We start from the raw sequence: 25421 nt of genomic DNA, 5'->3' as shown, positions 1-25421 counted from the left end.
AGGTCCTCATCCAATCTTCAGGGACTGCCCACCGTCGACGATGAGCTCGGATCCGGTGATGAACGACGCATGCTCGGAGACCAGGAACGCCACCGCGTCGGCGATCTCCACGGGCTTACCGATGCGGCCCATCAACGCGGTTGCGGCGAGCCGGGACTGCGTGTCCGTGTCGAGCATCGGGGTCTCGACGGGGCCGGGGAACACGGAGTTGACCCGGATCCGCGACGGCGCGAGTTCGACCGCGGCGACCTGGGTGAGACCCCGCAGCGCCCACTTCGACGACCCGTACGCGGCGTGGTTCGGGAACGGCCGGACCGCTCCGGTGCTGCACGTGTTCACGATGGCCGCGCCGTCGGCGTCACGCAGGTGGACAAGCGACGCCTGGATTCCGAGGAACGGGCCGAGGCAGTTGACCCGCCAGCTGCCCTCGAAGCCCGCCGGAGTCTCGTCAGCCAGCGAAGCGCGGTGCAGCACGCCGGCGTTGTTCACCAGGGCGGTGAGCGCGCCGAACCGGTCGACGACGGTGCGGACCGCATGGGCCCACTGGTCGGCCGAGGTCACGTCCAGCGCCACGGCGACGGCCCGGTCGGTGTCGAGTGCGGCCACGGTCGCCGCCAGTTCGTCGGCGAGCAGGTCGCAGGCGGCCACCCGGAAATCGTCCTCGAGCAGCCGGGCAGCGATCGCCGCGCCCTGCCCGCGGGCGGCTCCCGTGACCAGTGCGACCCGATCGGCGGCCATCAGTACCCCGCCTTCCGGGGATCCGCCGCGTCGGCGGTCCCGAGTGCCTCGCCGAGGTGTGCTGTCGCGCCCCGGTGCAGCGCCTGCGATTCCGAGGCGAGCGTGATCATCCGAAATCCCAGCTGTGCAGCGGTGTTTCCGAGGGCGCCGGTGCCGGCGTGGACGCCGCTGACCAGCCCTGCCGAATCGGTGGCGTGGCGGATGTCGGTCATCGCGTCGCGGACCTCCCGCCGTGTCCATGCGTCGGCCGGCGCAGAACCCATGGAGATCGCGAGATCGGCGGGCCCTACATACACACCCGTCAACCCGTCGACGGCACAGATCTCGTCGATCGCGGCGAGCCCGCGCGCGGTCTCGACCATCGCGAACACCGACGCCCGTGCCTGGAGACCGACGGGGTCGTGACCCATGTCGGCCCGCAGCGGCCCGAAGCTGCGCACGCCGGCCGGCGCGTACCTGGTGGCGGCGACGGCTGCGGCGGCCTGTTCGGCGGATTCGACCATCGCGATGATGACAGCGTCGGCACCGGCGTCGAGCACCCTGCCGATCGGGGCGGCATCGGGTGTCGGCAGGCGTACCGCGGTGGCGACGGGGACGTGCTCGAGCCTGCGCAGCATCAGTGCGACGTCGGCGTCGCCGAGATATCCGTGCTGAACGTCGAATCCGATGTAGTCGTAACCGGCCCTGGCGAACTCCTCGGGGCCGAGGATCGTCGGGCCCACCACCCAGCCGCCCCACACCCGGTCTTTTGTGGCCAGCGCATCCTGCAGCCTGCTCATCGTCACCACGACCTCACGGCACGATCGCGATCTTGACCCTGCCGGGCACCGGCAGGCAGGCCAGTTCGAACGCGGCCTGGACCTCGTCGGCGGGGAACGTGTGGGTCAGGTAGCGGCCGAGCAGGCCGGGGTGCTCGCGCGCGAACGCATCGGCGCGGTCGAGGACCCGCCGCCGGTCGAGTGTGATCCCGGCTTTCAGGGTGAGGTTGTTGCGCAGCATGGTGCGCATGCTGATCGGGTAGGAGTCGTCGTCGGGCACCCCGAAGTAGAAGACGGTGCCACCCGGCGCGACGGCCTCCACCGCGTGCCCGAGGGTCGCGACCTGGTGTCCGACGGCCTCGATCACGATGTCGGGCTTGGAATCCGGGGCGAGCCGGCTCACCCAGCGATCGCTGGTCGCGCGCACCACGGTGTCGACCCCGAACGCCGGGCCGACGTCGTCGCGGTCGACCGGGTCGACGCCGATGACATGCGCGGCCCCCGCCGCCTTGGCGACGAAGGAGAACAACAACCCGATCGAGCCCTGGCCGAGGACCGCGACGTGCCTGCCGGTCAGGTCGGGCAGTTGCTCTACGGCGTATAGGACGCAGGCCAGCGGCTGCAACCCGACGGCGTGCTCGGGGCTCAGCGCGGGGCCGTAGGGCGCCAGGCCGTCACCGTCGGCGACGACCTGTTCCATCAGCCCGTCGAACCCCGATGCCCACCCGACGACGCGGTCACGCGGGCGGTGGTCCGGATGGCGGCTGGCGATCACCTCGCCCACGACCTCGTGGATCGGGAACCCGTCCATCTCCGCGGCCGAGACGCCGGTGTCCCCCGGCAGCCTGCCCTTGGCGCCGCGGAATCCGGGAAGGTCGCTGCCGCAGATCCCGCCGGCCAGGAATCGCAGCAACACCTGGCCGTCATCCAGAGAATCCGGCGATCGCTGTGGCACATCGGTTTTCACGAAGGTGAACGGAGCGACGAGCCGGTGGGACCACATTCAGCCGACCTCCGCCCGGACCTGCACGGGGACGTTGTTCCAGCCCCATTGGAAGCTCGACGGCGGCCGCGACGCGGCGCCGGCGTCGATCTGGAAGTCAGGCACCCGCTTGAGCCACTCGGTCACCATGATCGCGATCTCCAGCCGTGCGAGATGGGCGCCCAGGCAGAAGTGCTGGCCGCGGCCGAACGCGAGCAGCCGCGGGATCGGCCGGTTCCAGACGAACTCGTCAGCGTCGGGGTACTCGCGCTCGTCGCGGTTGGCCGACGCGAGCAGCGAGATGATCCGCTGACCCGGCCGGATCGTGGTGTCGTGGAGGGTGAACGGCCTGCGTAGCGTGCGGGCGAACCACTGTGCGGGTGCGCAGTAGCGGATCATCTCCTCGCGCGCGACGGGAACGTTGTCGTCCGGGTCGGCGCGGACCGCGGCCAGCTGGTCGGGCCTGCCGGAGAGCTCCCACAACCCGTGCGCGACGATCTTGGGGACCGTCTCGGTGCCGCCGATGAAGACGCCGAGCATCTGCACGGCGGCCTCGGTGTCGGACAGTGCCGATCCGTCCGGCAACCGGTAGGCGAGCAGGTTGTCCACGATCGGCAGATCGTCACCATCGCCCGCCCGCCTGCGCGCCACGACCGGCGCCAGGTACTCCAGATAGCCGGGCCGCGCGTTGGCCACCTCGACACCGCTGCCCGGCTGGGCGAGGCTGCCCGCGTTGACGGTGGCGAGCACGTCGGCAGCGAGATCAACTGGTAGACCTACGAGTTCACATACCACCGACGCGGCGACGATTCCGCCGTACTCCTGGGTCAGGTCGAAGCTGCCACGCGGCAGCAGTTCGTCGAGGCGCTCGTTGGCCAGTGTCCGGATCCGGTCGGCGAGCTTGGAGACGGACTTGGGCCGGAAAGGTGCGGCGGTGCAGCGGCGGACCTCGTCGTAGAGCGGTGCGTCGAAGTTCGCGTGGAACGGCATCGGGTGCAGCGGCGGGTCGGGAACCGGACCGTCGTTGTGGTCGGCGAGCACCGCGGCGGCAGGCAACGTCCCCTCGGAGGCGACGAACGTTCCGTCGTTGATCTCCAACACGTTCCAGATGTCGGAGAAGCGGGACAGCGCGTAGGTGTCCCACTTCTCGAGGTAGTACACCGGGTGCTCGTCGCGCAGCACCCGGTAGTACGGGAGCGGGTCGGCCATCACCGCCGGATCGAAGGGGTCGTAGATGAACTGCGTCGTCGGCATTTCCGTGCTCACTGGAGCGGGGAGGGCGGCAGGGCGGCGAGGATGGAGTCCTCCCAGCCGTCACGCAGGGCGGGCGCGACGCTCATCCACGTGACGATCTCGGCGGGCGGGCTGTCCTTCCACGACGGGTAGTGGTTCTCGAAACAGTCCCAGTCTCCCTCGAGCGCCCAGTAATGGATGACCTCGTTGAACCGGAACGTGGTGATGAACGACCCGAGCCACCGCTTACCGGTGGATTCCGACCAGGGCACGTAGAGCCGCTCGAGTTCCCGGATGTAATCGTCCTGACGGCCCGGCTTGGTCTGCATGATCTCCTGGATCACCAAGCCCGCCTTGAAGTCTGCGTCCCGCAGCTCGGCCAGCGTCTTGTTGCTGCGTCCCGCGTACATGATGCGGCCTTCTCCGCGGGCCCCGATGTCACGCAGGAATGTCGTCCACTTCCCGGCGGCGCCCTCATGGCTGCCGCCGCGGGCCTGTGCACGGCCGATGCGGGCGTAGTCGGCGAACGCATCGATCTCCCAGATGACGGTGACCTGCGGCCAGTGTCCGTTGTACGGGGTCGACTCCCACATCGCGAACAGCCTCGCGCCGAGCTCGCTCATCATCGGGTGGTAGTTGTCGCTGAACTCCGACACGAACTGCTCGCTGCCCGCAGCTCCCAGATCGATCGTCTCGTGCAGGTAGAGGAGGGTATGGCTGTGGTATTTCTTCATGTTCACGGCTGGCAGTTCCTCTCACCAGCGAGTGCGCCAATGTTGCAGGTAGTTGACAGTGACACCCAGCGAGCGTGACACTTGTCGCGTGTTTTGTAAAGTCTCGAATTGCCCCCGGCGGGTGCTGGGCAGATGACCCCCACACCGCTTGCCAATGGATTCTGCTTCGGTGAGGGCCCCCGTTGGTTCGAGGGCCTTGTGTGGTTCTCCGACATGCTCGGCGAGGCCGTGCACACCGTGACCCTCGGCGGCGAGATGAGCACGCTTGACCTGGCCGGACATTCGCCGTCCGGGCTGGGATTCCGCCAGGACGGGACGTTGCTGATCGTTTCCACGCAATGCAGGCAGGTGCTCGGATACGACGGCGAAACCGTCACCACGGTCGCCGACCTGTCCGAGCTGGTGCCGGCCGATCTCGGCGACATGGTCATCGATCGGCACGGGTGCGCCTACGTCGGCTCACAGGCGCGCACAGGCGGGGTGATCGTGCGGGTCGACCCCGATCGGGACGGCGCCGAGCGCGCCACCGTCGTCGCCGACGACCTCGACTTCCCCAACGGCATGGCGATTACGCCCGACGACGTGACGCTGATCGTCGCTGAGTCGACCGGGCGCCGGTTAACTGCGTTCACCATTGCGGCGGACGGATCCCTCAGCGATCGAAGGGTTTTCGCCGACCGCCTGGACGGGCCGCCGGACGGCATCTGCCTCGACGACGGTGGCGGGGTCTGGGCGGCGATGACACTGGCTCACCAGTTCGAGCGGATCACCGAGAGCGGCAGCGGGGCGTGCACCGTGACCGACCGGATCGACGTGGGTGACCGGACGGCCATCGCCTGCACGCTGGGCGGTCCGGAGGGACGGACGCTGTTCCTGCTGTCGTCCACGGACGCCTACCCTCAACGCCTTGTCGGGACGAAGCTTTCCCGTCTGGACGCCACGATCGTCGACGTCCCTGCAGCCGTGCTGCGCTGAACCGTTCCGAAAGGTCGAGATGTCGGATTCGTATTACGAGTTGGTCGACGGCGACGTCGAGGTCGGCGGTACTCGCGGCGAGCGGTTCACCGCGACCGATTTCGTCCGCAGCACCTGGTCTGCGGCCATCCAGCACGCCGCGCCGGTCTCGGCGTTGCTGGTCCGTGGACTGCAGCGGTGCGAGGCGCGCGACGACACCAGGCTCAGCCGTGTCCTGGTCGATCTGCTGGGTCCGGTGCCCGCCGAGGGCGATCTGTGGGTTCGCGCGCGGCGAGAACGCTCCGGTAGGCAGATCGAACTGATCACCGCCGAGATGCTGGCGCCGGGCCCCGACGGCGCACCCCGGCCGGTCGCCCGGGCCAGTGGGTGGCGCCTGCAGACCCTCGACACCGCCGCGGTGGTGCACGCGCCCGTGCCGCCACTGCGCCCGGTGGCCGAGGCGGTCGGCAGGGACATGAAGAAGGACTGGGACCGAAACTATGTCCACAGCCTGGATTGGCGCTGGCTCACCAAGCCGATGGGCGACGGTCCCGGCGAATCCTGGATCAGGCCGGAGGTCGATCTGGTCAAGGGTGAATCGATGACGCCCCTGGAGCGATTGTTCGCCGTCGCCGACGACGCGAACGGGATCGGCACCAAGCTCGACATCCGCCGGTGGACGTTCCTGAACACCGATCTGGCGGTGCACGTGCACCGGATGCCCGAGGGTGAGTGGATCGGCATCCGCGCCGAGACCAGTTACGGGCCCGACGGTATCGGCACGACGATCGGCACGCTGTTCGACGAGGATGGTGCGGTCGGCGCGATCCAGCAGTCGGTCCTGGTGCGCCCCCGGCCCTCGAAATGACTCTCGCGGAATAGTATTTCGCGAAGCCTCAGTCCGTGATCTTCAGCGCGGCGGCCGGGCACTGCGTGACGGCCTGCTGCATCCGCTCCCGATCGGACTCGGGGCGCTCGGCGTCGTGGATCATCACCGTGCCGTCGTCCTGCACCTCGAAGACCTCTTCGGCGATGGACTCACAGATGCCGTGCCCGGTGCACTTGGCGAGATCGACTTCGACCTTCATCACGCTTCCCTTTTCGTGTCCGATCCGCCCAGTGGGTCACCGGACGTGCGCAGGCAGCCGCTTCACGCCGTGAACGAAGCTGCTGTACAGCAGGTCTGGTTCGCCCAACTCGATGGTCTTGCAGCGAGTCAGAAGTTCCCGGAACAGGTTTCGCAGCTCAGCCTTCGCGAGCTGATTACCGAGGCAGAAGTGCGGCCCGCCACCCCCGAACCCCAGATGCGGGTTGGGCGAGCGCGCCAGGTCGAACCGCCACGGCTCGTCGAAGACGGTTTCGTCGCGGTTGGCCGAGCAGTAGAACAGTCCGACCTTGTCGCCCTCGGCGACGGGTTGGCCGTTGATCGCGGTGTCCTGGGTGGCAAAGCGGGCAAACTGCAGCACCGGGGTGGACCACCGCACGAATTCCTCGACGGCCGTGCCGATCCGGTTGTCGAAGTCCGCCATCAACCAGGCTCGCTGGTCGGGGTTCTCGACCAGGGCCATCATCACATGGGTGGTCGTCTGTTTGGTGGTGTCGTTGCCCGCCGAGGACAGCAGGATCAGGAACGCGCCGATCTCCTCGTCGGTGAGCCGCTGACCGTCCACCTCGGCGTTGACGATGCTGGTCATGAGGTCGTCGCCGGGGTTGTTGCGGCGGAACTTCGCCAACTCGGCGCCGGTGCTGGATAGCAGCATGATCTCGTTGATGGTGTTGGCGGCCCGCTCTTCGATGGAGCTGTACTCGTCGTCGCTCATCGAGAACAGCTTCTCGGCGGCCTCGGCCACGGCAGGCTGATCGGCCGCCGGTACACCGAGCATCTCCATGATGGTCAACATCGGCAGTCGCGCCGCACAGTCTGCGACGAAATCGATGTCGCCCGCGCCGACGAGATCGTCGACGATGGCCACCGCGCCGCGATGGATCTGCTGTTCGATCTGGCGGACGTTTCTCGGCGTGAACGCCGAGCTGATCAGCCGCCGATACGTGGTGTGCTGCGGCGGGTCCATCGTCAGGAAGAACGACGCGAAGCGCTGGATGTCGGCAGGCATCGGGTCGAGCGCCACGCCGCGCTCGGAGGTGAACAGCTCGGGATGCTGGCTGACATAGGCGATGTCGGCCCGTCGGGTCAGCGCCCAGTAGCCGGGCTCCTCCATCGGGAACAGCGAAGGGAACGGCCGATGCCAGGTCAGCCCGTCACCGGCGCGCAGCCGCGCGAAGGTCTCGTCGCGCACCGCGAACGGCTGGCTCCAGAAATCGTGTGAGGTGATGTCGATCGAGCTGTGCTCACGCTCATGCAACGAGGGTGCTGTCACAGAATTAGCGTGACACTCGGGCGATAATTTGTAAAGCTGTCACCATGCCGCAGGTGTCGCCTCATGCTCGACACGGCCCAGAAGATCCCCCTGATCCCGACCATCCGACCCGGCAACGGATCCTCGCGGCCACCGCAGAAGTGCTCGGCCGCAACGGCATGACGAAGCTGTCACTGTCCGAGGTGGCCACCCAGGCCGGCGTCTCGCGGCCCACGCTCTACCGCTACTTCGCCGGCAAGCGCGAGCTGCTCGACGTCTTCGCGGTGTGGGAACGGCGCTACTACGAGCACGCCATCGCCGCGGCCACCGCCGGACTGCCCGCCCACGAGAGGCTCGACGCCGCCCTTCGCGTCATCGTGGAGTACCAACTGTCCTATCCCGGTGTGCGCATGGTGGACATCGAACCCGACCAGGTCATCAAGCGGATGGCCGAGGTGCTGCCGCTGATGCGGGAGCGCCTGCAACGCCTGTGCACGGGGCCTGAGGCTGCCTTGTCGGCGGCGACCGCGGTGCGGGTGGCGATCTCCCAGTACCTGGTGCGCAGCGACGACAGCGCAGACTTCCTCGCCCAGCTGCGTCATGCGGCCCACGTGAGACACCACGCTCCTTCCCCAGCCAGCAGTGAGACCGCCGACGGTTGACCCTGTTACGCCAAACGATTCGTCCGCCCGGCCAGTTCGGCGAGCACCTCCTCGGTGTGCTCACCCAGTCCGGGCGCACAGGATCGCGCCTCCCACGGGGTGGCGGAGAAATCCGCGGGCGAGGCCACCATCGGCACAATGGAGTCGTCGTCAGGCACGTAGACGATGCCGCCGGCGGCGTGGAACTGTTCGTCGGCAGCCACATCCTCCATCGAGTTGATGGGCGACCAGAACAGATCCGGCTGTGCGGCAAAGGATTCGGCCCACTCGTCGAGCGACTTGCCCGCAAAGATCGTGTCGAGTTCGCCGATCAGCTCCACAGCATTGGCGGCCCGCGACCGTGCCGTCGCGTACCGCTCGTCGGTCAGCCAGCCAGGGCGCTGGATCGCGGCGCACAGCGCGGGCCAGTGCCGCTCCCCCTGCAGGCCGACGAGCCAGAACCGGCGGCCGTCTCCCGCGGTGTAGTTGTTCATGCAGGGGTTGCCCATCGACTCCCGCTGCCCGATCGCGATGGAACGTCCGGTGATCAGAAACGTGTTGAGGTCGAAGCTCACCGTGTAGGCGCCCTGGCGGTACAACGACGTCGACACCAGTTGCCCCGCCCCGGTACGACCCCGCGCGACCAGCGCTGCACACACCGCCGCGGCCAGCGTCATGCCTGCCATGTGGTCGCCCATCCCGCCCCGCTGGAACGGGGGTGAGTCCCCGGGCCGCGTCAGCAGGTGCGCCAGTCCCGCGCGCGCCCAGAACGCCGCGACATCGTAGGCAGCGCGGTCGGCGTCGGGTCCGGCGGTTCCGTAGCCGGTGATCAACCCGTAGACCAGGCGCGGGTTGTCGACGGTGATCGTCTCGAAATCCAGCCCGATGCGCCGCAACGCGCCGGTGCGGATGTTGGTGATGAAAACGTCAGCGTCGCTGAGCAGTTCCTGCACCCGGCGCCGACCTTCGGCGCTGTTCAGGTCGAGCACGACGCTGCGCTTGCCGCGGTTGTCCATCTCGAACGGCGGGCTGACATGGTGGCGATCCTGCGGGTCGATGCCCAGCATCCGGCCGAACATCCGGGCGGGATCACCGGTCGGCGGTTCGACCTTGACGACGTCGGCGCCCCAGTCCGCCAGGATGCCCCCGGCGGCGGGACCCGCCACCCAGACACCGAGTTCGACGACTCTGACGCCCTCCAGCGGTCCGGCCATGTAGCCTTCCTTCTCCGCGACCATTACAAAAGGCCGCACTGTTGTAAGCCCGTAGGGGCTACAGCCCAAGCCTAGGGAGGCTCGAGGTGTCCGTCCTGGAAAACCGGATCGCACCTGTCGCCGGATTGGCCGCGCACCTGGGCCGCGGGGTGGGACGCATCGCCACCGACGCCGCGATCGGCCGGTTGCGGTCGATGCCGCGCACCGTCGGCGACCTCGACGCGCTCACCATGTCACAGCTCACCGGGCGCGTCGTGACGTCGGTGACGCTGCTCGGCGGCGATGCGGGCACCTCCTCACGGGCGCGACTCGCGCTCACCGGTGCAGACGTCCCCGCCACCGTCTTCGTCAAGATGGCCGCCGAGACCGTCGCCACCAGACTGATGGGTGAACTCGGCAACCTGGCCGACACCGAGACACGCTTCTACCGCCAGCTGGCACCACAACTGACCGGCGTTCCGCTCTGCTACGGCTCTCAGTTCGATCCGTGGACCGGCAGGTTCGTACTCGTCCTGGAAGATTTAGCAGACCTGTCGATCTCCGCCGCGCCCTGCGAGTTTCCCGACACCCTGCACCCGATCGACCCGGACCGGGCCGCATCGGTCGTCGAGTTGCTGGCCCGGTTGCACGCGACGTACTGGGAGCGCCTGCCCGCGCAGGCCGGCAGGGGTCCGCTGGGTTGGCTCTACACCGCCTCCGCCGACAGTGCCTCCATGCTGACCGGTCCGCTGTTGAAGACGTCGTCGCGCCGCCTCGCCGAGCGGACCGACCTACCGCTGGAGCGCGGCCGGTTCATCGACGAGCACTACCGTGCGGTCGCGTCACTCGTCGACCGTCCTCCCCACACCGTCATGCACGGCGACGCCCATCCGGGGAACCTGTACTTCCGCAACGGTCAGGCGGGACTGTTGGACTGGCAGGCGGTGCGTCGCGGCCACCCCGGCCGGGAGCTGGCCTACACCCTGGTCACCAGCATGACCAGTGAGCAACGCCAGGCCACGCAGCGGGACCTGCTCGATGTCTACCGCGATGCGCTGGCCGGTGCGGGCGGACCCGAGCTGGATCGTGACGAGCTGTGGGACCGCTACCGGCAGGGCGCGCTGTACCCGTACGTCGCCGCTGTGATCACCGCCGGCATGGGCGGCATGCAGGCCGAGGACATCGCGATGAAAGGGGTGGAACGCAGCCTCGCCGCGCTCGAGGACCTCGACACCGTCGCGCTGCTGGAGAAGGCTCTGTGAGCGACACCCCCGGCCGGGCGCCGGTCACGACGGCCGGAACCCTCTACGATCGACAGCGAACCCCACCGCAAGCTGCAGTCGAGGCCAGGTCGTGAACGAACCCGCACGCGAAGCATCCGACGCCGCCGAGGACACCTCGACGCGGCACCGGATCCTGGTCGCTACCGCCGAGGTGCTCGGCCGTAGCGGTCAGACCAAGCTGAGCCTGTCCGAGGTGGCGCTGCAGGCCGGGGTGTCCCGCCCGACGCTGTACCGCTGGTTCGCCTCCAAGCAGGAACTGCTCGACGCTTTCGGGATCTACGAGCGCGAGATGTTCGAAACCGGCATCGCCCGGGCCACAGCGGGGTTACGCGGCAACGACCGCGTCGACGCCGCCATGCGGTTCATCGTCGAATACCAGCAGTCCTACTCGGGCGTGCGGTTGGTCGACATCGAACCCGAGGTCGTCATCGGCAGGCTGGCGCACATCATCCCGACCATGCGCACCCAGCTGGAGAAGCTGCTGCCCGGGCCCAACGGAGCCGTCAAGGCGGCGACGGCGATCCGCGTCGCCGTGTCGCACTACATCGTCCGCAGCGACGACGACGACCAGTTCCTGGCGCAGCTCCGGCACGCGGTCGGGGTCAGAACCAGCTGACGACCGCTCGAGAAAGTCCGCAGGAATGCGTGACACTCGGACAAAAACTTGTAAAGCTAGCGGCATGACGACAGCGGAGACTGAAACGGGCGTGCTGGCCGGGGACGAGCGGATGCTCATCGACGGCGAACTGCAATTCACCGCGGGTGAAGCGACATTCGATGTCGTTCATCCGGCCAGCGAACAGGTGGCAGGCCGGGCCACCGACGGCACCGTCGACGACATGGCCCGCGCCGTGGGCGCGGCTCGACGGGCGTTCGACACCACCGACTGGTCCCGCGACCTCGATTTCCGCTACCACTGTCTGACCCAGCTGCACGACGCGCTGGAACGCAACAAGGAGCGGCTGCGCCGGATCCTGATCACCGAGGTCGGCTGTCCGGTGACGGTGTCGGGTTCCCAGATCGAGAGTCCGATCGAGGAAGTCAAGCACTGGGCCCAGCACGGCAAGGCATTCGAGTACCTGGTCGACACCGGGGTCCACCCCACCCAGCTCGGCCCCGCCCGGCGCAAGATCCACTACGAGGCCGTCGGCGTCGTGGGCGCGATCACGCCGTGGAACGTCCCGTTCTACCTCAACGTCGCCGAGACGGTCCCCGCGTTGATGGCCGGCAACACCGTGGTGCTCAAGCCGGCACAGCTCACCCCCTGGTCGGGCAGCGAGTACGGACGCATCGTCGCCGAGGAAACCGACATCCCACCGGGCGTCTTCAATGTCGTGGTGTCCAACAGCAACGACGTCGGCGCCGCGCTGTCGGCCGACCCGCGGGTGGACATGATCACGTTCACCGGATCGACCGCGACCGGGCGCGCGATCCTGGCCGCCGGCGCCCCGACGGTGAAGAAGACGCTGCTGGAACTAGGGGGCAAATCCGCCCACATCGTGCTCGACGACGCCGACTTCTCGGCGGCGTTGCCGATGGCGGCGATGATGGCGTGCGTGATGTCGGGGCAGAGTTGCATCCTTCCCAGCCGGATCCTGTTGCCCCGCAGTCGTTATGACGAAGGTATCGAGATCCTCAAAGGGATGATGGAGGGCTTCCCCGTCGGTGATCCGTGGACTCCGGGAAACATGCAGGGCCCGCAGATCAGCGAAGGCCAGCGGCAGAAGGTCCTCGGCCTGATCCGCTCCGGCATCGACTCCGGCGCCCGCCTCGTCACCGGCGGTGGGATCCCGGAAGACCTGCCGGTCGGCTACTACACCCAGCCGACGCTGCTGGCCGACGTCGATCCGGATTCGCAGGTGGCACAGGAGGAGATCTTCGGTCCGGTGCTGACCGTCACCGGCTACGACACCGACGACGAGGCGATCGCGATCGCGAACAACAGCATCTACGGCCTGTCGGGTGAGGTCAGCAGCGGCGACGTGGACCGGGCGTTCGCGGTGGCGACCCGGATGCGCACCGGCAACGTCACGATCAACGGCAAGAGCCACTTCGGCATCGGCAGCCCGTTCGGCGGCACCAAGCAGAGTGGGCTCGGCTATCGCAACGGCGACGAGGGTTACAAGGAGTACCTGGAGGCCAAGACCATCGGCATGCCGGAGTGAGCGACGCTTGCGAGCGAACCACGGATATGAGCGACGCTTGCGCGCGAACCACGGATATGAGCGACGCTTGAGAGCGAACCACGGATATGAGTGACGCCGAACAGATCGCCGCACTGCTGTACCGGTACGCCCGGGCCGTCGACTCCAAGGACTGGGAGCTGTACCGGTCGGTGTTCACCGCCGACGCCCACATCGACTACTCGTCGGCCGGCGCGGCCGTCGGCTCCCGCGACGAGGTCGCCGACTGGCTCGCCGCAGGGTTCGGCGCGATCCCGTGGAGCATGCACTACATCACCAACATCGAGATCCTCGACAACAACGGCACGTCGGCCACTGTGCGGGCGATGTTCTACAACCCGATGCAACTGCCCGGGATGCCGGAACAGAGTTCGTGCGGCGGCTACTACCATCACGAGTTGGTGCGCACGCCCGACGGTTGGCGCAGCCGCCACCTGCGCGAAGAGAACGTCTGGTTCGTCAACGCTCCAGACACAGGCTGAATCCGGCCGCGCTGACGACGAGAGTCGACTTTTGCAGACAACTGCCGAGTGCAGGCCTGCAGAACTCGACTCTCGTGCGCGCGCTCAGCCCTCGGCCAATTGGCCGCAGACAGCGGCGATCCGCGCCGGTGGGGTGTCACGCGCAAATGAGCGCTTTCTCGGCGGACGGACGCCTGCCGGTCACGTCGGCCCGCATGCCCGACCCGTGAGCGAAGAGATCCGGCCCCGGTCCCCCGTCACGCCGTCGCAGGCGACGAGTTGTGCGATGACGAATTTTGAGTGAACGTCAATATTTGCTCTGGTTACCGGCTGGTGTCGACAGAACGCCGGAGTCGGCGTGCCGGGCGAAAGGTCGACTACGCGGCTCAACGGATGCCCTATGTTTCGGGATCGCCTGACCTGCAACGTAGACCGCACTACAGCGGCTTCGGGCCCGAGGCTCACTCTGCGACGAAATTGCCGCCTTGGTGTGGTAGGAATAGCTGCGCCCTAGACGTGGGCAGGTTTGCTGCTGCACTTGATGGTGGGAAGAAGGCCTTGATGTCAGCTCATTCACGACGCCGGCAGACCAGCGCAGCAGCGAAGGGGGCACGTCGAGATGTTCGGAGGTCGCGGATCGTGCCCTATGCCTGGCTAGGAGCGGGGGCGATCACGCTGGGCATTGGCGCGGCACTGGTCGGCGGAGCCGGCGTCGCGCACGCCGAAGACGGAGCGAACGACCGCTCGACGTCAACGTCGGATTCGAACTCGACCTCCGAGAGCAAACGCAGCACGCCGCACACCGCTGCCGCCGACGGTGACGACGCGGGCAGCAGTGCTCAGCAGCCGAAAAACAGCCTGCCGTCGTCACGTCGCGGAAGAAACTCTGAAGCGCAGCAAGACACTGATCCGCTCCCGAACCCTTCGGTCAGCTTGGCGACGAAGTCGGAGGAGGCCGACGTTCCGATCACGGCAGACGATCAGCCGACCCCGGGAGATTTCACCGAACGATCGGAATCCGAAGCCACAGCAGTGGATTCGGCATCGGCCAGTGTCACTGCACAAGCCGACGACTCGGAGGCTTCGGCTCCGGTCGAGCAGCGCGGCGACCGCCGGCGATCCGCAGAGGAAGCCGACAACGTGGGCGCCGACGATGAGGAAACGGCGGCGGCGCCCACAGTGACATCGGACGTTCGGCCCACACCGCCGGCCGACACCGCGACGTCCGCCACACAATGGCTTCCGGCGGCCGCCCCGCGCTACGAAGCGGCCGACGACAACGCCGGCACCCGAGCTCCTGTGCCAGTTGTCGCCGTCTCGGAAACGACCTTGGACATGAGTCTTCCGTTCAGCCGTGTGGCGCTGGCTGTACACACTCTTCTGAAGCCCTTTGGGACTCTTCTGACCGAGCTGGGGGGCCTCATACTGGGCACCCGCGCCGACCCCGTCCCTCCCGGAGCGTGCCGGGACGGCGTCTGCAATCCCACCAGTGACATCTTTCTTCCGTGGGTCCGCAACGAGGTCACCGTCCTCAACCTGACCGGCAGGCGGGTCACCCTGACCGACCTCGACACCAAGCTTCCGCTGACCTACGGCCCCCAGGAAGGATTCGCCCTCGACAACGCTCGCCAGGTCGAGCTGGCTTTCTACCAGGGCAATAGTTACCACGACAACGACTGGACCTACGAAGGCACGATGAAGTGGTCGGACGGCTCCACGACCGTCACCGTCGCCGTCGACGCGGGCGGCGCCACCGCGTCGACGACGAACAGCGGCATACAGACCGTCATCTTCGACACCCCGCAATCCATCGGTGGCCCCTCGCTCATCTCACTCCGGCAGACGTTGGTGCTGTTGCCGGCGGCCGGCACCATGCTCACCATCGACAGCACGGACCCCGTCGGGCAAGCGCTTGTCGCCTCGGCGCTGTGCAAGGTGACGGGCAGCTGCACCCAGGAGGTCGTCGACGAGCAGATAAGGCTCAGCGCGCCGAAGCAGGTGGGCAACACACTGTTCAACGCCGGAAGCGTCATTTCGACCAACAGGTACAAGGTTGTCCACGAGGTGACCAAAACCAGCGGTGTCGAGGAAAACCTGAAGGTGGTCGCCGGCACCTCACTGAACTTCGCACTCGGTCCGTTGGCGTTCCAGACCGAAATCGGTGCGCTGGTGCAGCAGAAGTACGGGCACAGCTGGAGCGACGGCTTCACCACCGAGTCCCAGGTGGATCTGGACGTGCCGCCCGGAAGCTACGGCCAGATCTATGTGCAGTACCCGGAGTATCACGACTACGTCAACATGACGCTGACCAATTCGGGCGTCACCATCACGATTCCGAACGTGGAATACGTCAGTCTGGCACCCTCGGGCGTGATCGACCAGGACGGAAACCCGGTCGCGGTCACCTATACCACTGTCGACTGGCCGATCGGGACCGGCCCGCATCCATCTCCCGACTCCAATTCAGATCCCACTCCGCCGGAGACCGCTGCCGTCGGCTTCGAGTCCCCGCCTGATATCGCGGCACCCGTCCCGATACCCGCTGCCACACCGAAGTCCCTCTTCGGCATCATCGGCGGCTACCTACGGGATCAGGTTGACGCGTTTCGGATCTTGCCGAACATCCTGTTCGCCGGCCGCGCCGTCAGTTCCCAGACGATCCGGGTGGTCAACCTCACGCCGTACGCGCAGACACTCGACAGCATCACCGGCGAATACGAAGAAGACGACTCCCCGGAGACAGGCTTTGTCCTGCAACCGTTCCAGATGATTTACATCGAGGTCGACTACAACGTCTTCCAGGACCAGGAAGCGTATGTGACGTGGACGAACGCGACGGGAATCGACGCCTCGGCGGAGCTGAAGGTCTTCAACGGGGGCAGTGCACCCCGGGTCACCTGCCAGAGCGCCGGATGCATGTCGGGCAGCTATGACCGCGACAGCGCCGTCATGTACCTGATCTACCCGTACGCCACCCCCGGCCGAATGGACGTCACGGACGACCCGAACCTTGCGGCTGCGGCCGTCGACGTGGCCTGCGCACCGGGCTACAACGGATCGATGCCGGGTTCGTGCGGGGTCAACGCCACCGGTGACACCTACTACAACGCGCCGACATCGGGACCTGTCCAGCAGCAGAACAACTATGGCTCCCAGACGAACTCGTACTACTACACCGTCACCACCACAAAGAGTGAGTCGGCGAGTTGGGCCGCCGGCGGGGGCGTCAAGCTCAAGGAGAAGGCGGGTGTGTTCGTCGGCCTGCAGATCGAGATCGAAGCCTCGGTGCTGTACAACAGTTCGGTCCAGGTCAAGGATTCGGAGTCGAGCACCGTCGTACAGAATCTGCTCCCGGATTACGGCGGCGCCATCTACATCGGCGATCCCTACCTCCGCACCTACGGCGACTACATCGTCAACCTGCCCAACCTCACCATGGTCGTCACCGGCCAGTGGATCGAAGCGGCATCAGGCCTCGCCGCTCAGGGACCGGTCGCCAATGTCGTCGACTACCCGCTGAGCTAGCCGTCGGCGGCCAATTGGCCGCAGGCAGCGGCGATTTCGCGGCCGCGGGTGTCACGCACCGTGCACGACACGCCGCGCTCCCTGACCCTCCTGACGAACTCCCGTTCGGCTGGCTTCGGGCTGGCGTCCCACTCGCTGCCCGGTGTCGGATTGAGCGGGATCAGGTTGACGTGCACCAGCGAACCGAGCGCCCCGCGCAGTTTCTTACCGAGGAGATCCGCTCGCCACGGCTGATCGTTGACGTCGCGGATCAGCGCATACTCGATCGACACCCTCCGACCGGTGATGTCGGCGTAGTAGCGGGCGGCATCGAGTACTTCGGAGACCTTCCACCTGTTGTTGACCGGCACCAGGGTGTCGCGCAGTTCGTCGTCGGGGGTGTGCAGTGACACCGCCAGGGTGACGTTGAGTCGTTCGTCGGCGAGCTTACGGATGGCGGGCGCCAGCCCGACCGTCGAGACGGTGACCGATCGCGCCGAGATGCCGAATCCATTCGGTGGCGATTCTGTGATTCTTCGGACCGCGGCAACCACCCGGTTGTAGTTGGCCAGCGGCTCGCCCATGCCCATGAAGACGATGTTCGACAGCCGGCCACCCTCGCGGGTGCGCAGCTCGGCACTCGCTGCCCGTACCTGTTCCAGGATCTCGGCGGTCGACAGGTTGCGTTGCAGACCGCCTTGACCGGTCGCGCAGAACGGGCAGGCCATGCCACAACCGGCCTGCGAGGAGATGCAGACGGTGTTGCGGTCCGGATAGCGCATCAGCACCGACTCGAACGTCGTCCCGTCGACGGCGCGCCACAGCATCTTGCGGGTCTGGCCGGCATCGCACTCTATTTCCCGGGTCGCCGTCAACAGCGTCGGGAACAGCGTCTCGGCGACCTGGGTGCGGATTGTCGCGGGTAGGTCGGTCATCTGCTCCGGGTCGGCGGTGAGCCGGCCATAATACTGATTGGCCAGCTGCTTGCCGCGAAACGCCGGCAGTCCGAGATCGGCGACGGCCGCGGTGCGCTCGGCCTCGTCCAGGTCGGCGAAGTGCCGCGGTGGCTTGGCGCGGCGCGGCGGGTCGAAGACGAGCGGCAGGGCCGCGGGAGAATCAGACATGTGCGCCCAAGTATCGCACCTGCCGGAGCTCCCCTGCTCAGGCCAGCAGGGTCAGCACGATCCAGGTGGCCACGGCCGAGGGCAGCATGGCATCGATACGGTCCATCATCCCGCCGTGGCCCGGCAGCAGATTACTCATGTCCTTGATGCCCAGGTCGCGCTTGAACTGCGACTCGACCAGGTCGCCGAGCGTGCCGGTGATGACCAGCATCACGCCCAGAGCGAGGCCGGCCCACCACGGCTTGTCCAGCAGGAACATCACTGCCAGCACGGACGCGGTGACGCCGAACAACAGCGAACCGGCCAGGCCCTCCCAGGACTTCTTGGGACTGATCGCCGGCGCCATCGTGTGCTTGCCGAACAGGACCCCCGCCACGTATCCGCCGATGTCGGAGAAGACGACCCCGAGCATCAGGCAGAAGACCCGGTTCGCACCGTCGTCGGGGTAGATGAGCAGCGCACCGAAACTGGCGAACAGCGGGACCCAGGTGGCGAGGAACACCGTGGCACTGATGTCGCGGGAGTAGTTCTGCGGCGCATGGTTGAGCCCCCGCCCGACCAGACGCCAGATCATGCACACCACGACCGTGCCCGCAAACCCGCCCAGCGCGCCCGCCGGACCGAACGGCCAGGTCAGCCACAGCGTGGCCTGCCCACCGACCAGCAGCGGGATGAGCGGGATGTGATAGCCCGCCTCCTCGAGTCGCCGGCTCACCTCGACGGTGCTGATGGCCACCGCCACAGCGACCAGGGCAAGCCACAGGTAGGGCGCGAACAACAGGATGGCGATCAGCCCGCCGCCGAGGAGCACCCCCACGGCAATGGCAGCGGGCAGGTTGCGCCCGGCACGCGACGCCTTCTTCTGCGGCGGTTCGTTGACCGGCTTCTCTCCCACGGGAATCGCTTGCTGATCGGTCACCTCAGACCTCCAGCAGCTCGCCTTCTTTGTGCTTGACCAGCTCGTCGATCTGACTGGTGTACTGGTGGGTGCTCTTGTCGAGTTCCTTCTCGGCGCGGGTCACCTCGTCCTCGCCGGCGTCACCGTCCTTCTTGATGCGGGACAGCTCCTCCATCGCCTTGCGACGGATGTTGCGGACCGACACCTTGGCGTCCTCGCCTTTCGACTTGGCCTGCTTGACCAGGTCGCGGCGGCGCTCCTCGGTCAGCTGAGGGATCGAGACCCGGATGACGTTGCCGTCGTTGGTGGGGTTGACGCCCAGGTCGGAGTTGCGGATCGCATCCTCGATGTTGCGGAGTTGGTTGGCCTCGTAGGGCTTGATGACGATCAGCCGCGCTTCGGGCACGTTGATGCTGGACAGCTGGGTGATCGGGGTGGCGGAACCGTAGTAGTCGATGTTGATGCGGTTGAACATGCCGGGGTTCGCACGACCGGTGCGGATCGACGCCAGATCGTCCCGCGCCACCGACACGGCCTTCTCCATCTTCTCCTCGGCATCGAAGAGCGTTTCGTCGATCACTGTGCTCCTACTTTCCTGCTCCGCGCGTGCGCGGTAGTCCGTCGATCATGTGGTGACCAGTGTTCCGATCTTCTCACCCGCCACCGCACGCGCGATATTGCCATCGGTGAGCAGGTTGAACACCAGGATCGGCATACCGTTGTCCATGCACAGGCTGAACGCGGTCGCGTCGGCGACCTTGAGTCCGCGGTCGATGACCTCACGGTGGCTGATCGCGGTGAGCAGTTCGGCGTCGGGGTGCACCCGCGGGTCTGCGGTGAACACACCTTCGACGGCTTTGGCCATCAGCACCACTTCGGCACCGATCTCCAGGGCGCGCTGCGCGGCGGTGGTGTCGGTGGAGAAGTACGGCAGCCCCATTCCCGCACCGAAGATGACCACCCGGCCCTTCTCGAGGTGCCGCCGGGCCCGCAGCGGAATGTAGGGCTCGGCCACCTGCCCCATCGTGATGGCGGTCTGCACCCGGGTCTGGATGCCTTCCTTTTCCAGGAAGTCCTGTAGGGCAAGGCTGTTCATCACGGTGCCGAGCATGCCCATGTAGTCCGAGCGGCTACGTTCCATGCCCCGCTGCTGCAGTTGTGCGCCGCGGAAGAAGTTGCCGCCACCGATGACGACGGCCACCTGGGCGCCACTGCGCACCACCTCGGCGATCTGACGCGCGACCAGTGCGACCACGTCGGGGTCGAGGCCGACCTGCCCGCCGCCGAACATCTCGCCACCGAGCTTGAGCAGCACTCGCGAGTAGGCGGGCCTGATCGGGGGCGACGAGCCCGCACCGTGGGAACCTGTGGATTCCGCCATCCGACTCCTTTGCGGTCCTCGCATGCGTCGCCACCCCCTCCGATGCCGCGGACGGCTCCCCTAATCCTGCCTCATCGCGACCAGTGCACCACGTCGGGGGCCGTGTGGGCTCAGCTCCGGTGTGCCGACAACAGCCAGGCGGGCATCGACTTCCGGCCGTCTGCCTCGTCGCGGATCCCGGATCCCGCGAAGGCCTCGAGGTTCATCCCCGCCGGGATGTTGGCGTGGATGCGAGCCGGCCTGATCTCGTCGATCTGCCAGTACGGGGATACCGCGGCGTGCAGTTCGGGTTCGGTGACGGCGTTGACGGGCCCGTCGGCAGGCATTCCGGCGGCGTCGAACACCAACACGAAGTACGACGCGGCAGGCGCGGCGGCCCGCAGGATCGACTGTTGGTAGCCCTCCCGCAGTTCCACCGGCATCGAGTGGAACAGCGTGCTGTCGACGATGGTGCCGAACCGGCCGTCGTAACCGGTGAACGCGCTGATGTCGGCAACGTCGAAGGTGGCGTTGCCGAGCTGCCGTCGGGCCGCCTCCTCGCGGGCCAGCCGGATCGCTGTCGGTGACTGGTCCAGTCCGACCGTGGTGAACCCGCGCTCGGCGAGGTACATCGACACGGCCGCCTCGCCGCACCCGGCGTCGAGGACGTCGCCGTGGAACTTCCCGGCCTCGATCAGCGCCAGGATCTCCGGCTGTGGTTCGCCGATGCTCCACGGCGGTTTGATGCCTGCCCCCATCTCCGCGGCTTCACCGCGGTACGCCGATTCGAACATCTGGTCTGTCGGGTTCGTCATGAGTCCGGTTTATCAACGACGTTGATATATGTCAACATGATTGATATGTCGCCTACCGAGGACCGGCCGCTGGGTTACCTTCTGTACCGGGTGGCGTCCGTGCTGCGCTCGGAAGTGTCCGCCTCGGCGCTCGATCCGCTGAATCTGTCGTTCCCCCAATACCTCTGCATCCGAATCCTGTCCCAGCACCCGGGCCGCTCCAATGCGGAGCTGGCGCGCGACCTCAACGTGTCCCCGCAAGCGATGAACGTGGTGCTGCGCGCTCTGGAAGCGCGTGGTGTGGTGGGCCGCCCTCCCTCGCCGGCTTCCGGCCGCTCGCTGCCCGCGCAGTTGACGCGTGAGGGGAACGAGTTGCTGAGCGCCCTGGAGGCCGCGGTCCACACGGCCGAGGAACGGGTTCTGGCTCCGCTGACGGACGCGCAGCGGCGTGAGTTCCGGCAGCTGCTCGCCGCACTCGGTTAGGGCCGACCGATCGCTGACATTCCCTGGTCGGAGTTCACTCCATCCGGGGTGCAGCACTCCCAGGAGAACGGGATCCTGCCGGGTTCATGCTCGCGTCCCTAGGTTCGGTGGCATGACATTCGATTTCATCCGGCGGCGACGGCGCGCTGCCCGCGTACTGGTCGCCGGTGTCCTGGCGGTTGCCGTGATGGTCGGCAGCGGCACACCCGGTAACGCGCAGGAGCCTTCGCGCAGCGGCGAGCAGCAACGCAACGCCGACGTGGTACGTGAGGCATTCGCGCGCGGCGTTGGTGGCGAGGACAGCTTCTTCTCGATCCTGGCAGACGACGTGCACTGGACCGTGGCGCGAGCGGTGGAACCGACGACGTATACCAGCCGAGCCCAGTTCCTCCAGGACGGCGCCGGGCCCATCCAGGCCCGCCTCGTCGGACCGATCGAGGCGCACGTGCGTGAGCTGATCACCGAAGGTGACGTCGTGGTGGCGATCTGGGACGGCACCGCGACGGCTCGTGACGGCCGCCCGTATGTCAACAGTTACCTCTGGGTGATGACCATGCGCGACGGAAAAGTGGTGCGCGCGACGGCGTTTCTCGATCTGGTGACCCTCAACGAGCTGCTCGACCGAGTCGACCCGATCTGAGGACCGGTTGGCCAAACCCCGAAAACGTCAGAAGACCCTGATCCAGTCGACGCGCATCTCGGCCGGATAGGTGCCTCCCGCGGGCTCGCGGCCGCCGGAGCCGCCGACGGCGATGTTGAACACCGGCGCCATCGTGAAACCGGGGTCGTTGAACGGCCAGTCCGCGACGGAGTGCGCGGGCACGGTGAAGAACGGCTCCATGCCCGGCTGGAAGTCCTTCCAGAAGTACAGCCCGCTGGGAAGCCACGTCATCCGCCAGGTGTGCCATGCGTTGTCGACGGGATGGCGGTGGGTGGCGAACGACGTACCGTCCAGCCGGGCGTGCACGGTGGTCCCGGACGGCCAGTCGTTGTTCCCGTACCACTCGACCAGGTCGATTTCGCCTCCCCGCACCGGGTTGTCGTTGATCAGCCAGAAGGCGGGCCACGCGCCGTCGGTCAGACAGTCCAGCTTGACCCGGGCTTCCCAGGTGGTGCCCATCCCGCCACGCCAGTTGCCGACGATCTTGGCGCTGGCGTACTTCTCCTGGATGGTGGTGCCGGGGCCGCGGGTGGCCCGGATGACCAGGTTGCCGTTGCCGTCCTGGAACACGTGCTCCTGGTCGGTCACGTAGCGCCCCATGTTGAAGGGTTTGTCCCACTCGTGGGGATTCCTGATGGTCTCGCGTTCCGGAACGATGAACCACGACGCCGGGTCGGGCGGCGATCCGGCCGGCCCGTTGAACTCGTCCTGGAACAGCAGACCCGTACCGGTCTCGGAAGCGGGCGCCGGCGCGCCGGGTGGGCCCGGGACGGGCGGAATGTCACCGGGGACGGGCTGGGCGCGAGCCGTGGCTACCGGCAATGCGGCGGCCGCCGCACCCAGACCCATCATGAACATCAGGTTGCGGCGATCCATCTCTGGCACGCCCAGAATATAATCGACGCCGGGCCGTGACAGCCGCTGATATGGCCATCCGATTCACCAGGCGTCACCGCCGTCGGCTGTCAGTGCTGGTGGCAGGCCATCGGCGGCGACGGCGGAATGTCCAGGGCCGGGTTGCCGTCGAAGAAGCCGACCGGTTTGAGATGGAAACCGGTGTAGGCGCACGGCATCACCGGCCAGTCCTCGGGCCGCACCACGTGGTGTGCCCCCACCGTGTACCAGAGCACGACGTCGGTGTCCTCCAGCGGCGCATCACCGCCGATGAACTGGGGCAGCCCCTGAGCATCCGCGCACTGGTACATGTAGTCGCCCGCCGCGAACTTCTCGGCCGGGTCGTATTTCGTCACCCACAGGTTGTGCTGGACGAACCGGGCGCGGTCGTAGATGTGCGAACCCTCCTGCACCATCACCGGCACCACGTCCTTGGGGGTGAGCTTGTAGGCCACCGGCTGACCCAGCTCGTTGATCTTCGACGGGTTGGACACCTTCCAGTACCGGCCGGTGGACCAGTTCCAGTCCCGGGCGCCGTCGGACTCCGAGGCCACCAGGGTGTCCCGGGTGATCCACGCGTTGCGGTGCGGGTTGAGCGCCGGGTCCGGCTCGCAGATCGAATCGACTTCGTACACACTGTTTCCGGGCCCGTCGACGCTCATGTCGAGCCGGAAGTTGAAGAAGTGCTGATGGTTGGGACCGTAGAGGCCCGGGGCGACCATCTTGCCCCAGCGGGGCTGCTCACCGTCTGAGATGGCACCGGTGGTGAGCACCCCGGACAGCTTCACTTCCACCTCGATGGAGGCATCGTTGTAGAAGTACCAGAAGAACCCGTACTCGTAGTTGCCGACGGTGCAGATCATCGAGACCACCAGCCGCCGCGACCGTCGAACCTCGACTTCCCCGGTGCGGAAATCGGTGTGCTTCCAGGAGATTCCGTAGTCCTCCTCGTGCATGCAGATGGCGTTGGGGATCGTCACAGCGTTCCCGCTGGAATCGTTGACCGTGCCGTCGAAGTAGTGGATCTCGCCCAGACAATCGCACCCGAGCGTCAACGGATTGGCCGAGAAGCCCATCCCGACCTCGCCCATGTCGAAGACGTTCTTGTTCCAGTGGGTCGGCGAGCTGTCACCGTAGGGCACCACCATCTCCGAGAGCGAACCGCGGTACAGGATCGGCCTGGCCTCGCCCCGATCGGTGTAGGTGACCTCGTGCAGCGTGATGCCTTCACGGGGGTTGAAACCGATCCGCATCGACCACTTCTGCCAGCTGACCTGCCAGCCGTCGACGGTGAAGCTCGGGCCATCGGGCTGGGTGATCTCGATCGGTTTGACGTCCTGCCGGAACTCGGTGAACGCCGGGCGGTTGTCCGGATCGAACATGAACTTCTCGGCATAGTTGCCCGCGGTCGGCGGCAACGGCACGACACCGTGATCCTCGATGTCGATGACCTCCATCGCATCGAGATCGAACGTGACGATCAGGCCTTCGACGGGGCGCGCGTAGCCGTGCTCGGAGGGAGCGGCCCGCATGAACGTCAGCGGGCGGCAGATGAGTGCGGAGTTGTCGTGATGATCCTGCGCGCCGTAGTAGCCCGCGGGCCACGGGTCGATCATCGCCAGGCTGAAGTCGGTCACTCCGCGTTTGCGCATAGCGGCCTGCCAGCGCGGGTCCTCCCGCACCTTCTCCTCCACCCCGGTCATGTGCTCCACGAGGTAGGAGGGGAACCGGCCCGGGATCTCCTTCCACTCGTCGACGGTGCCCGCCAGCACGTCGACAACCGCTTCGTAGATCATCTTGGCGGCCGCGTCGTACATGGTGGCGAACGCCTGCCGGGGGACGTGGACAGTGGGATCGAATGTCAGCTCCGGGGTCTTGGCGGGTTCACAGAGCTGAATCATCACGAATTTCATTGTGGGAGTTCCATAGTCGGATTCCGACAGGATCCGGGCTGCCGCTTCGATCTCGGCGCCCGACAACGGGTCCAGTGGATAGCGGACCGGATCACCGGTGCCCGGCGTGCTCACGATGGGGCTGGTCTCCACGAGAAGCGATGGTGCGAGCGCAAAGTTTCGCCGACGGCCACTTGCAATGTCGGTGTTGTTAACACGTCGCCGGTCGCGTTACAGCGATGTGTCCTCACCGCAACGGATTTCGTCGCCTCCTTTGCGCGAGCGCGCATGTCT

The 25421-nt window shown here is 66.9% G+C and carries 25 protein-coding genes; 10 read left to right on the top strand and 15 right to left on the bottom strand.

The annotated features are described in order from the left end of the window. Nucleotides 1–6: 6 nt before the first annotated feature. Genes G6N53_RS14870 through G6N53_RS14850 form a run of 5 tightly spaced genes read right to left on the bottom strand, consistent with a single transcriptional unit; the run spans nt 7 to nt 4445 of the window. The gene (locus tag G6N53_RS14870; RefSeq protein WP_163889539.1) at nt 7–738 is read right to left on the bottom strand and encodes an SDR family NAD(P)-dependent oxidoreductase; all 732 of its coding nucleotides are present in this window, start codon (nt 736–738) and stop codon (nt 7–9) included. Next, a complete protein-coding gene (locus G6N53_RS14865; protein WP_205390381.1) occupies nt 738–1517 on the bottom strand; it encodes an HpcH/HpaI aldolase family protein in 780 nt (259 codons plus the stop codon). The genes G6N53_RS14870 and G6N53_RS14865 overlap by 1 nt, the downstream gene beginning before the upstream one ends. A 13-nt stretch (nt 1518–1530) precedes the next feature. Next, nucleotides 1531–2499, bottom strand: a complete 969-nt coding sequence (locus G6N53_RS14860) for a zinc-binding dehydrogenase (protein ID WP_163889535.1) — start codon at nt 2497–2499, stop codon at nt 1531–1533. Then, nucleotides 2500–3732 (bottom strand): cytochrome P450, encoded by a 1233-nt coding sequence (locus tag G6N53_RS14855; RefSeq protein ID WP_163889533.1) that lies wholly within the window; start codon nt 3730–3732, stop codon nt 2500–2502. 8 nt (nt 3733–3740) lie between these two features. After that, nucleotides 3741–4445, bottom strand: coding sequence for an NIPSNAP family protein (locus G6N53_RS14850; protein WP_163895905.1), 705 nt, complete (start codon nt 4443–4445; stop codon nt 3741–3743). 132 nt (nt 4446–4577) lie between these two features. Here G6N53_RS14850 and G6N53_RS14845 point away from each other — a divergent pair, with 132 nt between their 5' ends. After that, nucleotides 4578–5420, top strand: a complete 843-nt coding sequence (locus G6N53_RS14845; RefSeq protein WP_163889531.1) for an SMP-30/gluconolactonase/LRE family protein — start codon at nt 4578–4580, stop codon at nt 5418–5420. Between the two features lie 19 nt (nt 5421–5439). Then, on the top strand, nt 5440–6267 hold the full coding sequence (locus tag G6N53_RS14840; RefSeq protein WP_163889529.1) for a thioesterase family protein: 828 nt from the start codon (nt 5440–5442) through the stop codon (nt 6265–6267). Between the two features lie 28 nt (nt 6268–6295). Here G6N53_RS14840 and G6N53_RS14835 read toward each other — a convergent pair whose 3' ends face one another. Both G6N53_RS14835 and G6N53_RS14830 read right to left on the bottom strand, forming a co-directional pair. Beyond that, nucleotides 6296–6487, bottom strand: coding sequence for a ferredoxin (locus tag G6N53_RS14835; RefSeq protein WP_163889527.1), 192 nt, complete (start codon nt 6485–6487; stop codon nt 6296–6298). Nucleotides 6488–6523: 36 nt separating this feature from the next. Continuing rightward, on the bottom strand, nt 6524–7777 hold the full coding sequence (locus G6N53_RS14830) for a cytochrome P450 (RefSeq protein WP_163889524.1): 1254 nt from the start codon (nt 7775–7777) through the stop codon (nt 6524–6526). A 44-nt stretch (nt 7778–7821) separates the two neighbouring features. On the opposite strand from G6N53_RS14830, the gene G6N53_RS14825 reads away from it, so the two are divergent. Then, nucleotides 7822–8418 carry a TetR/AcrR family transcriptional regulator gene (locus G6N53_RS14825; RefSeq protein ID WP_163889522.1) on the top strand — a complete coding sequence of 199 codons (597 nt, stop codon included), beginning with the start codon at nt 7822–7824 and terminating at the stop codon, nt 8416–8418. A 5-nt stretch (nt 8419–8423) separates the two neighbouring features. Here the strand turns inward: G6N53_RS14825 and G6N53_RS14820 are convergent, their stop codons facing one another. After that, nucleotides 8424–9611: a CaiB/BaiF CoA transferase family protein gene (locus G6N53_RS14820; protein WP_163889520.1), complete on the bottom strand. Its 1188-nt coding sequence runs from the start codon at nt 9609–9611 to the stop codon at nt 8424–8426. An 86-nt stretch (nt 9612–9697) separates the two neighbouring features. Between G6N53_RS14820 and G6N53_RS14815 the strand changes: the two genes are divergently transcribed. The 5 genes from G6N53_RS14815 to G6N53_RS14795 all read left to right on the top strand — a co-directional run bounded on the left by G6N53_RS14815 (nt 9698) and on the right by G6N53_RS14795 (nt 17042). Then, a complete protein-coding gene (locus G6N53_RS14815; RefSeq protein WP_163889518.1) occupies nt 9698–10852 on the top strand; it encodes a phosphotransferase in 1155 nt (384 codons plus the stop codon). A 91-nt stretch (nt 10853–10943) separates the two neighbouring features. After that, nucleotides 10944–11489, top strand: a complete 546-nt coding sequence (locus tag G6N53_RS14810) for a TetR/AcrR family transcriptional regulator (RefSeq protein WP_163889516.1) — start codon at nt 10944–10946, stop codon at nt 11487–11489. A 64-nt stretch (nt 11490–11553) separates the two neighbouring features. Further along, nucleotides 11554–13038, top strand: a complete 1485-nt coding sequence (locus G6N53_RS14805) for an aldehyde dehydrogenase family protein (RefSeq protein ID WP_163889515.1) — start codon at nt 11554–11556, stop codon at nt 13036–13038. Between the two features lie 86 nt (nt 13039–13124). Then, nucleotides 13125–13538 carry a nuclear transport factor 2 family protein gene (locus G6N53_RS14800; RefSeq protein ID WP_163889512.1) on the top strand — a complete coding sequence of 138 codons (414 nt, stop codon included), beginning with the start codon at nt 13125–13127 and terminating at the stop codon, nt 13536–13538. A gap of 618 nt (nt 13539–14156) precedes the next feature. Beyond that, a complete protein-coding gene (locus G6N53_RS14795; protein WP_163889510.1) occupies nt 14157–17042 on the top strand; it encodes a hypothetical protein in 2886 nt (961 codons plus the stop codon). Here G6N53_RS14795 and rlmN read toward each other — a convergent pair. From rlmN to G6N53_RS14770, 5 genes are all read right to left on the bottom strand, one after another. Then, nucleotides 17039–18145: a dual-specificity RNA methyltransferase RlmN gene (gene rlmN, locus G6N53_RS14790; RefSeq protein WP_163889508.1), complete on the bottom strand. Its 1107-nt coding sequence runs from the start codon at nt 18143–18145 to the stop codon at nt 17039–17041. The genes G6N53_RS14795 and rlmN overlap by 4 nt on opposite strands. A gap of 37 nt (nt 18146–18182) precedes the next feature. Then, nucleotides 18183–19064, bottom strand: coding sequence for a phosphatidate cytidylyltransferase (locus G6N53_RS14785; protein WP_163889506.1), 882 nt, complete (start codon nt 19062–19064; stop codon nt 18183–18185). Nucleotide 19065: 1 nt separating this feature from the next. Next, on the bottom strand, nt 19066–19623 hold the full coding sequence (frr, locus tag G6N53_RS14780) for a ribosome recycling factor (RefSeq protein ID WP_163889504.1): 558 nt from the start codon (nt 19621–19623) through the stop codon (nt 19066–19068). A gap of 45 nt (nt 19624–19668) precedes the next feature. Then, nucleotides 19669–20424, bottom strand: a complete 756-nt coding sequence (gene pyrH / locus G6N53_RS14775) for a UMP kinase (protein ID WP_163889502.1) — start codon at nt 20422–20424, stop codon at nt 19669–19671. A gap of 110 nt (nt 20425–20534) precedes the next feature. Next, nucleotides 20535–21218 carry a class I SAM-dependent methyltransferase gene (locus tag G6N53_RS14770; RefSeq protein ID WP_163889500.1) on the bottom strand — a complete coding sequence of 228 codons (684 nt, stop codon included), beginning with the start codon at nt 21216–21218 and terminating at the stop codon, nt 20535–20537. Between the two features lie 36 nt (nt 21219–21254). Between G6N53_RS14770 and G6N53_RS14765 the strand changes: the two genes are divergently transcribed. Together G6N53_RS14765 and G6N53_RS14760 are read left to right on the top strand one after the other, a co-directional pair. Further along, nucleotides 21255–21680: a MarR family winged helix-turn-helix transcriptional regulator gene (locus G6N53_RS14765; protein WP_163889498.1), complete on the top strand. Its 426-nt coding sequence runs from the start codon at nt 21255–21257 to the stop codon at nt 21678–21680. 112 nt (nt 21681–21792) lie between these two features. Next, on the top strand, nt 21793–22320 hold the full coding sequence (locus G6N53_RS14760) for a nuclear transport factor 2 family protein (RefSeq protein WP_237166524.1): 528 nt from the start codon (nt 21793–21795) through the stop codon (nt 22318–22320). A 27-nt stretch (nt 22321–22347) separates the two neighbouring features. Here the strand turns inward: G6N53_RS14760 and G6N53_RS14755 are convergent, their stop codons facing one another. Both G6N53_RS14755 and G6N53_RS14750 read right to left on the bottom strand, forming a co-directional pair. Beyond that, nucleotides 22348–23217, bottom strand: coding sequence for a glycoside hydrolase family 16 protein (locus G6N53_RS14755; RefSeq protein WP_163895901.1), 870 nt, complete (start codon nt 23215–23217; stop codon nt 22348–22350). 89 nt (nt 23218–23306) lie between these two features. Continuing rightward, nucleotides 23307–25280, bottom strand: coding sequence for a primary-amine oxidase (locus G6N53_RS14750; RefSeq protein ID WP_163889496.1), 1974 nt, complete (start codon nt 25278–25280; stop codon nt 23307–23309). Nucleotides 25281–25421: the final 141 nt, after the last annotated feature.

The sequence above is a fragment of the Mycolicibacterium hippocampi genome, assembly GCF_010723735.1.
Taxonomy (GTDB): Bacteria; Actinomycetota; Actinomycetes; order Mycobacteriales; family Mycobacteriaceae; genus Mycobacterium; species Mycobacterium hippocampi.
The sequence above is the reverse complement of the archived record's forward strand: the minus strand, read 5'-3'. Positions and strand labels throughout refer to the sequence as shown.

What these genes read in the sequence shown, in the direction of transcription:
- G6N53_RS14870 (WP_163889539.1), bottom strand. Translation starts at nt 738, where the DNA reads ATGGCCGCCGATCGGGTCGCACTGGTCACGGGAGCCGCCCGCGGGCAG.
- G6N53_RS14865 (WP_205390381.1), bottom strand. Translation starts at nt 1,517, where the DNA reads ATGAGCAGGCTGCAGGATGCGCTGGCCACAAAAGACCGGGTGTGGGGC.
- G6N53_RS14860 (WP_163889535.1), bottom strand. Translation starts at nt 2,499, where the DNA reads ATGTGGTCCCACCGGCTCGTCGCTCCGTTCACCTTCGTGAAAACCGAT.
- G6N53_RS14855 (WP_163889533.1), bottom strand. Translation starts at nt 3,732, where the DNA reads ATGCCGACGACGCAGTTCATCTACGACCCCTTCGATCCGGCGGTGATG.
- G6N53_RS14850 (WP_163895905.1), bottom strand. Translation starts at nt 4,445, where the DNA reads ATGAAGAAATACCACAGCCATACCCTCCTCTACCTGCACGAGACGATC.
- G6N53_RS14845 (WP_163889531.1), top strand. Translation starts at nt 4,578, where the DNA reads ATGACCCCCACACCGCTTGCCAATGGATTCTGCTTCGGTGAGGGCCCC.
- G6N53_RS14840 (WP_163889529.1), top strand. Translation starts at nt 5,440, where the DNA reads ATGTCGGATTCGTATTACGAGTTGGTCGACGGCGACGTCGAGGTCGGC.
- G6N53_RS14835 (WP_163889527.1), bottom strand. Translation starts at nt 6,487, where the DNA reads ATGAAGGTCGAAGTCGATCTCGCCAAGTGCACCGGGCACGGCATCTGT.
- G6N53_RS14825 (WP_163889522.1), top strand. Translation starts at nt 7,822, where the DNA reads ATGCCGCAGGTGTCGCCTCATGCTCGACACGGCCCAGAAGATCCCCCT.
- G6N53_RS14820 (WP_163889520.1), bottom strand. Translation starts at nt 9,611, where the DNA reads ATGGCCGGACCGCTGGAGGGCGTCAGAGTCGTCGAACTCGGTGTCTGG.
- G6N53_RS14805 (WP_163889515.1), top strand. Translation starts at nt 11,554, where the DNA reads ATGACGACAGCGGAGACTGAAACGGGCGTGCTGGCCGGGGACGAGCGG.
- G6N53_RS14800 (WP_163889512.1), top strand. Translation starts at nt 13,125, where the DNA reads ATGAGTGACGCCGAACAGATCGCCGCACTGCTGTACCGGTACGCCCGG.
- rlmN (WP_163889508.1), bottom strand. Translation starts at nt 18,145, where the DNA reads ATGTCTGATTCTCCCGCGGCCCTGCCGCTCGTCTTCGACCCGCCGCGC.
- pyrH (WP_163889502.1), bottom strand. Translation starts at nt 20,424, where the DNA reads ATGGCGGAATCCACAGGTTCCCACGGTGCGGGCTCGTCGCCCCCGATC.
- G6N53_RS14770 (WP_163889500.1), bottom strand. Translation starts at nt 21,218, where the DNA reads ATGACGAACCCGACAGACCAGATGTTCGAATCGGCGTACCGCGGTGAA.
- G6N53_RS14765 (WP_163889498.1), top strand. Translation starts at nt 21,255, where the DNA reads ATGATTGATATGTCGCCTACCGAGGACCGGCCGCTGGGTTACCTTCTG.
- G6N53_RS14760 (WP_237166524.1), top strand. Translation starts at nt 21,793, where the DNA reads ATGACATTCGATTTCATCCGGCGGCGACGGCGCGCTGCCCGCGTACTG.
- G6N53_RS14755 (WP_163895901.1), bottom strand. Translation starts at nt 23,217, where the DNA reads ATGGATCGCCGCAACCTGATGTTCATGATGGGTCTGGGTGCGGCGGCC.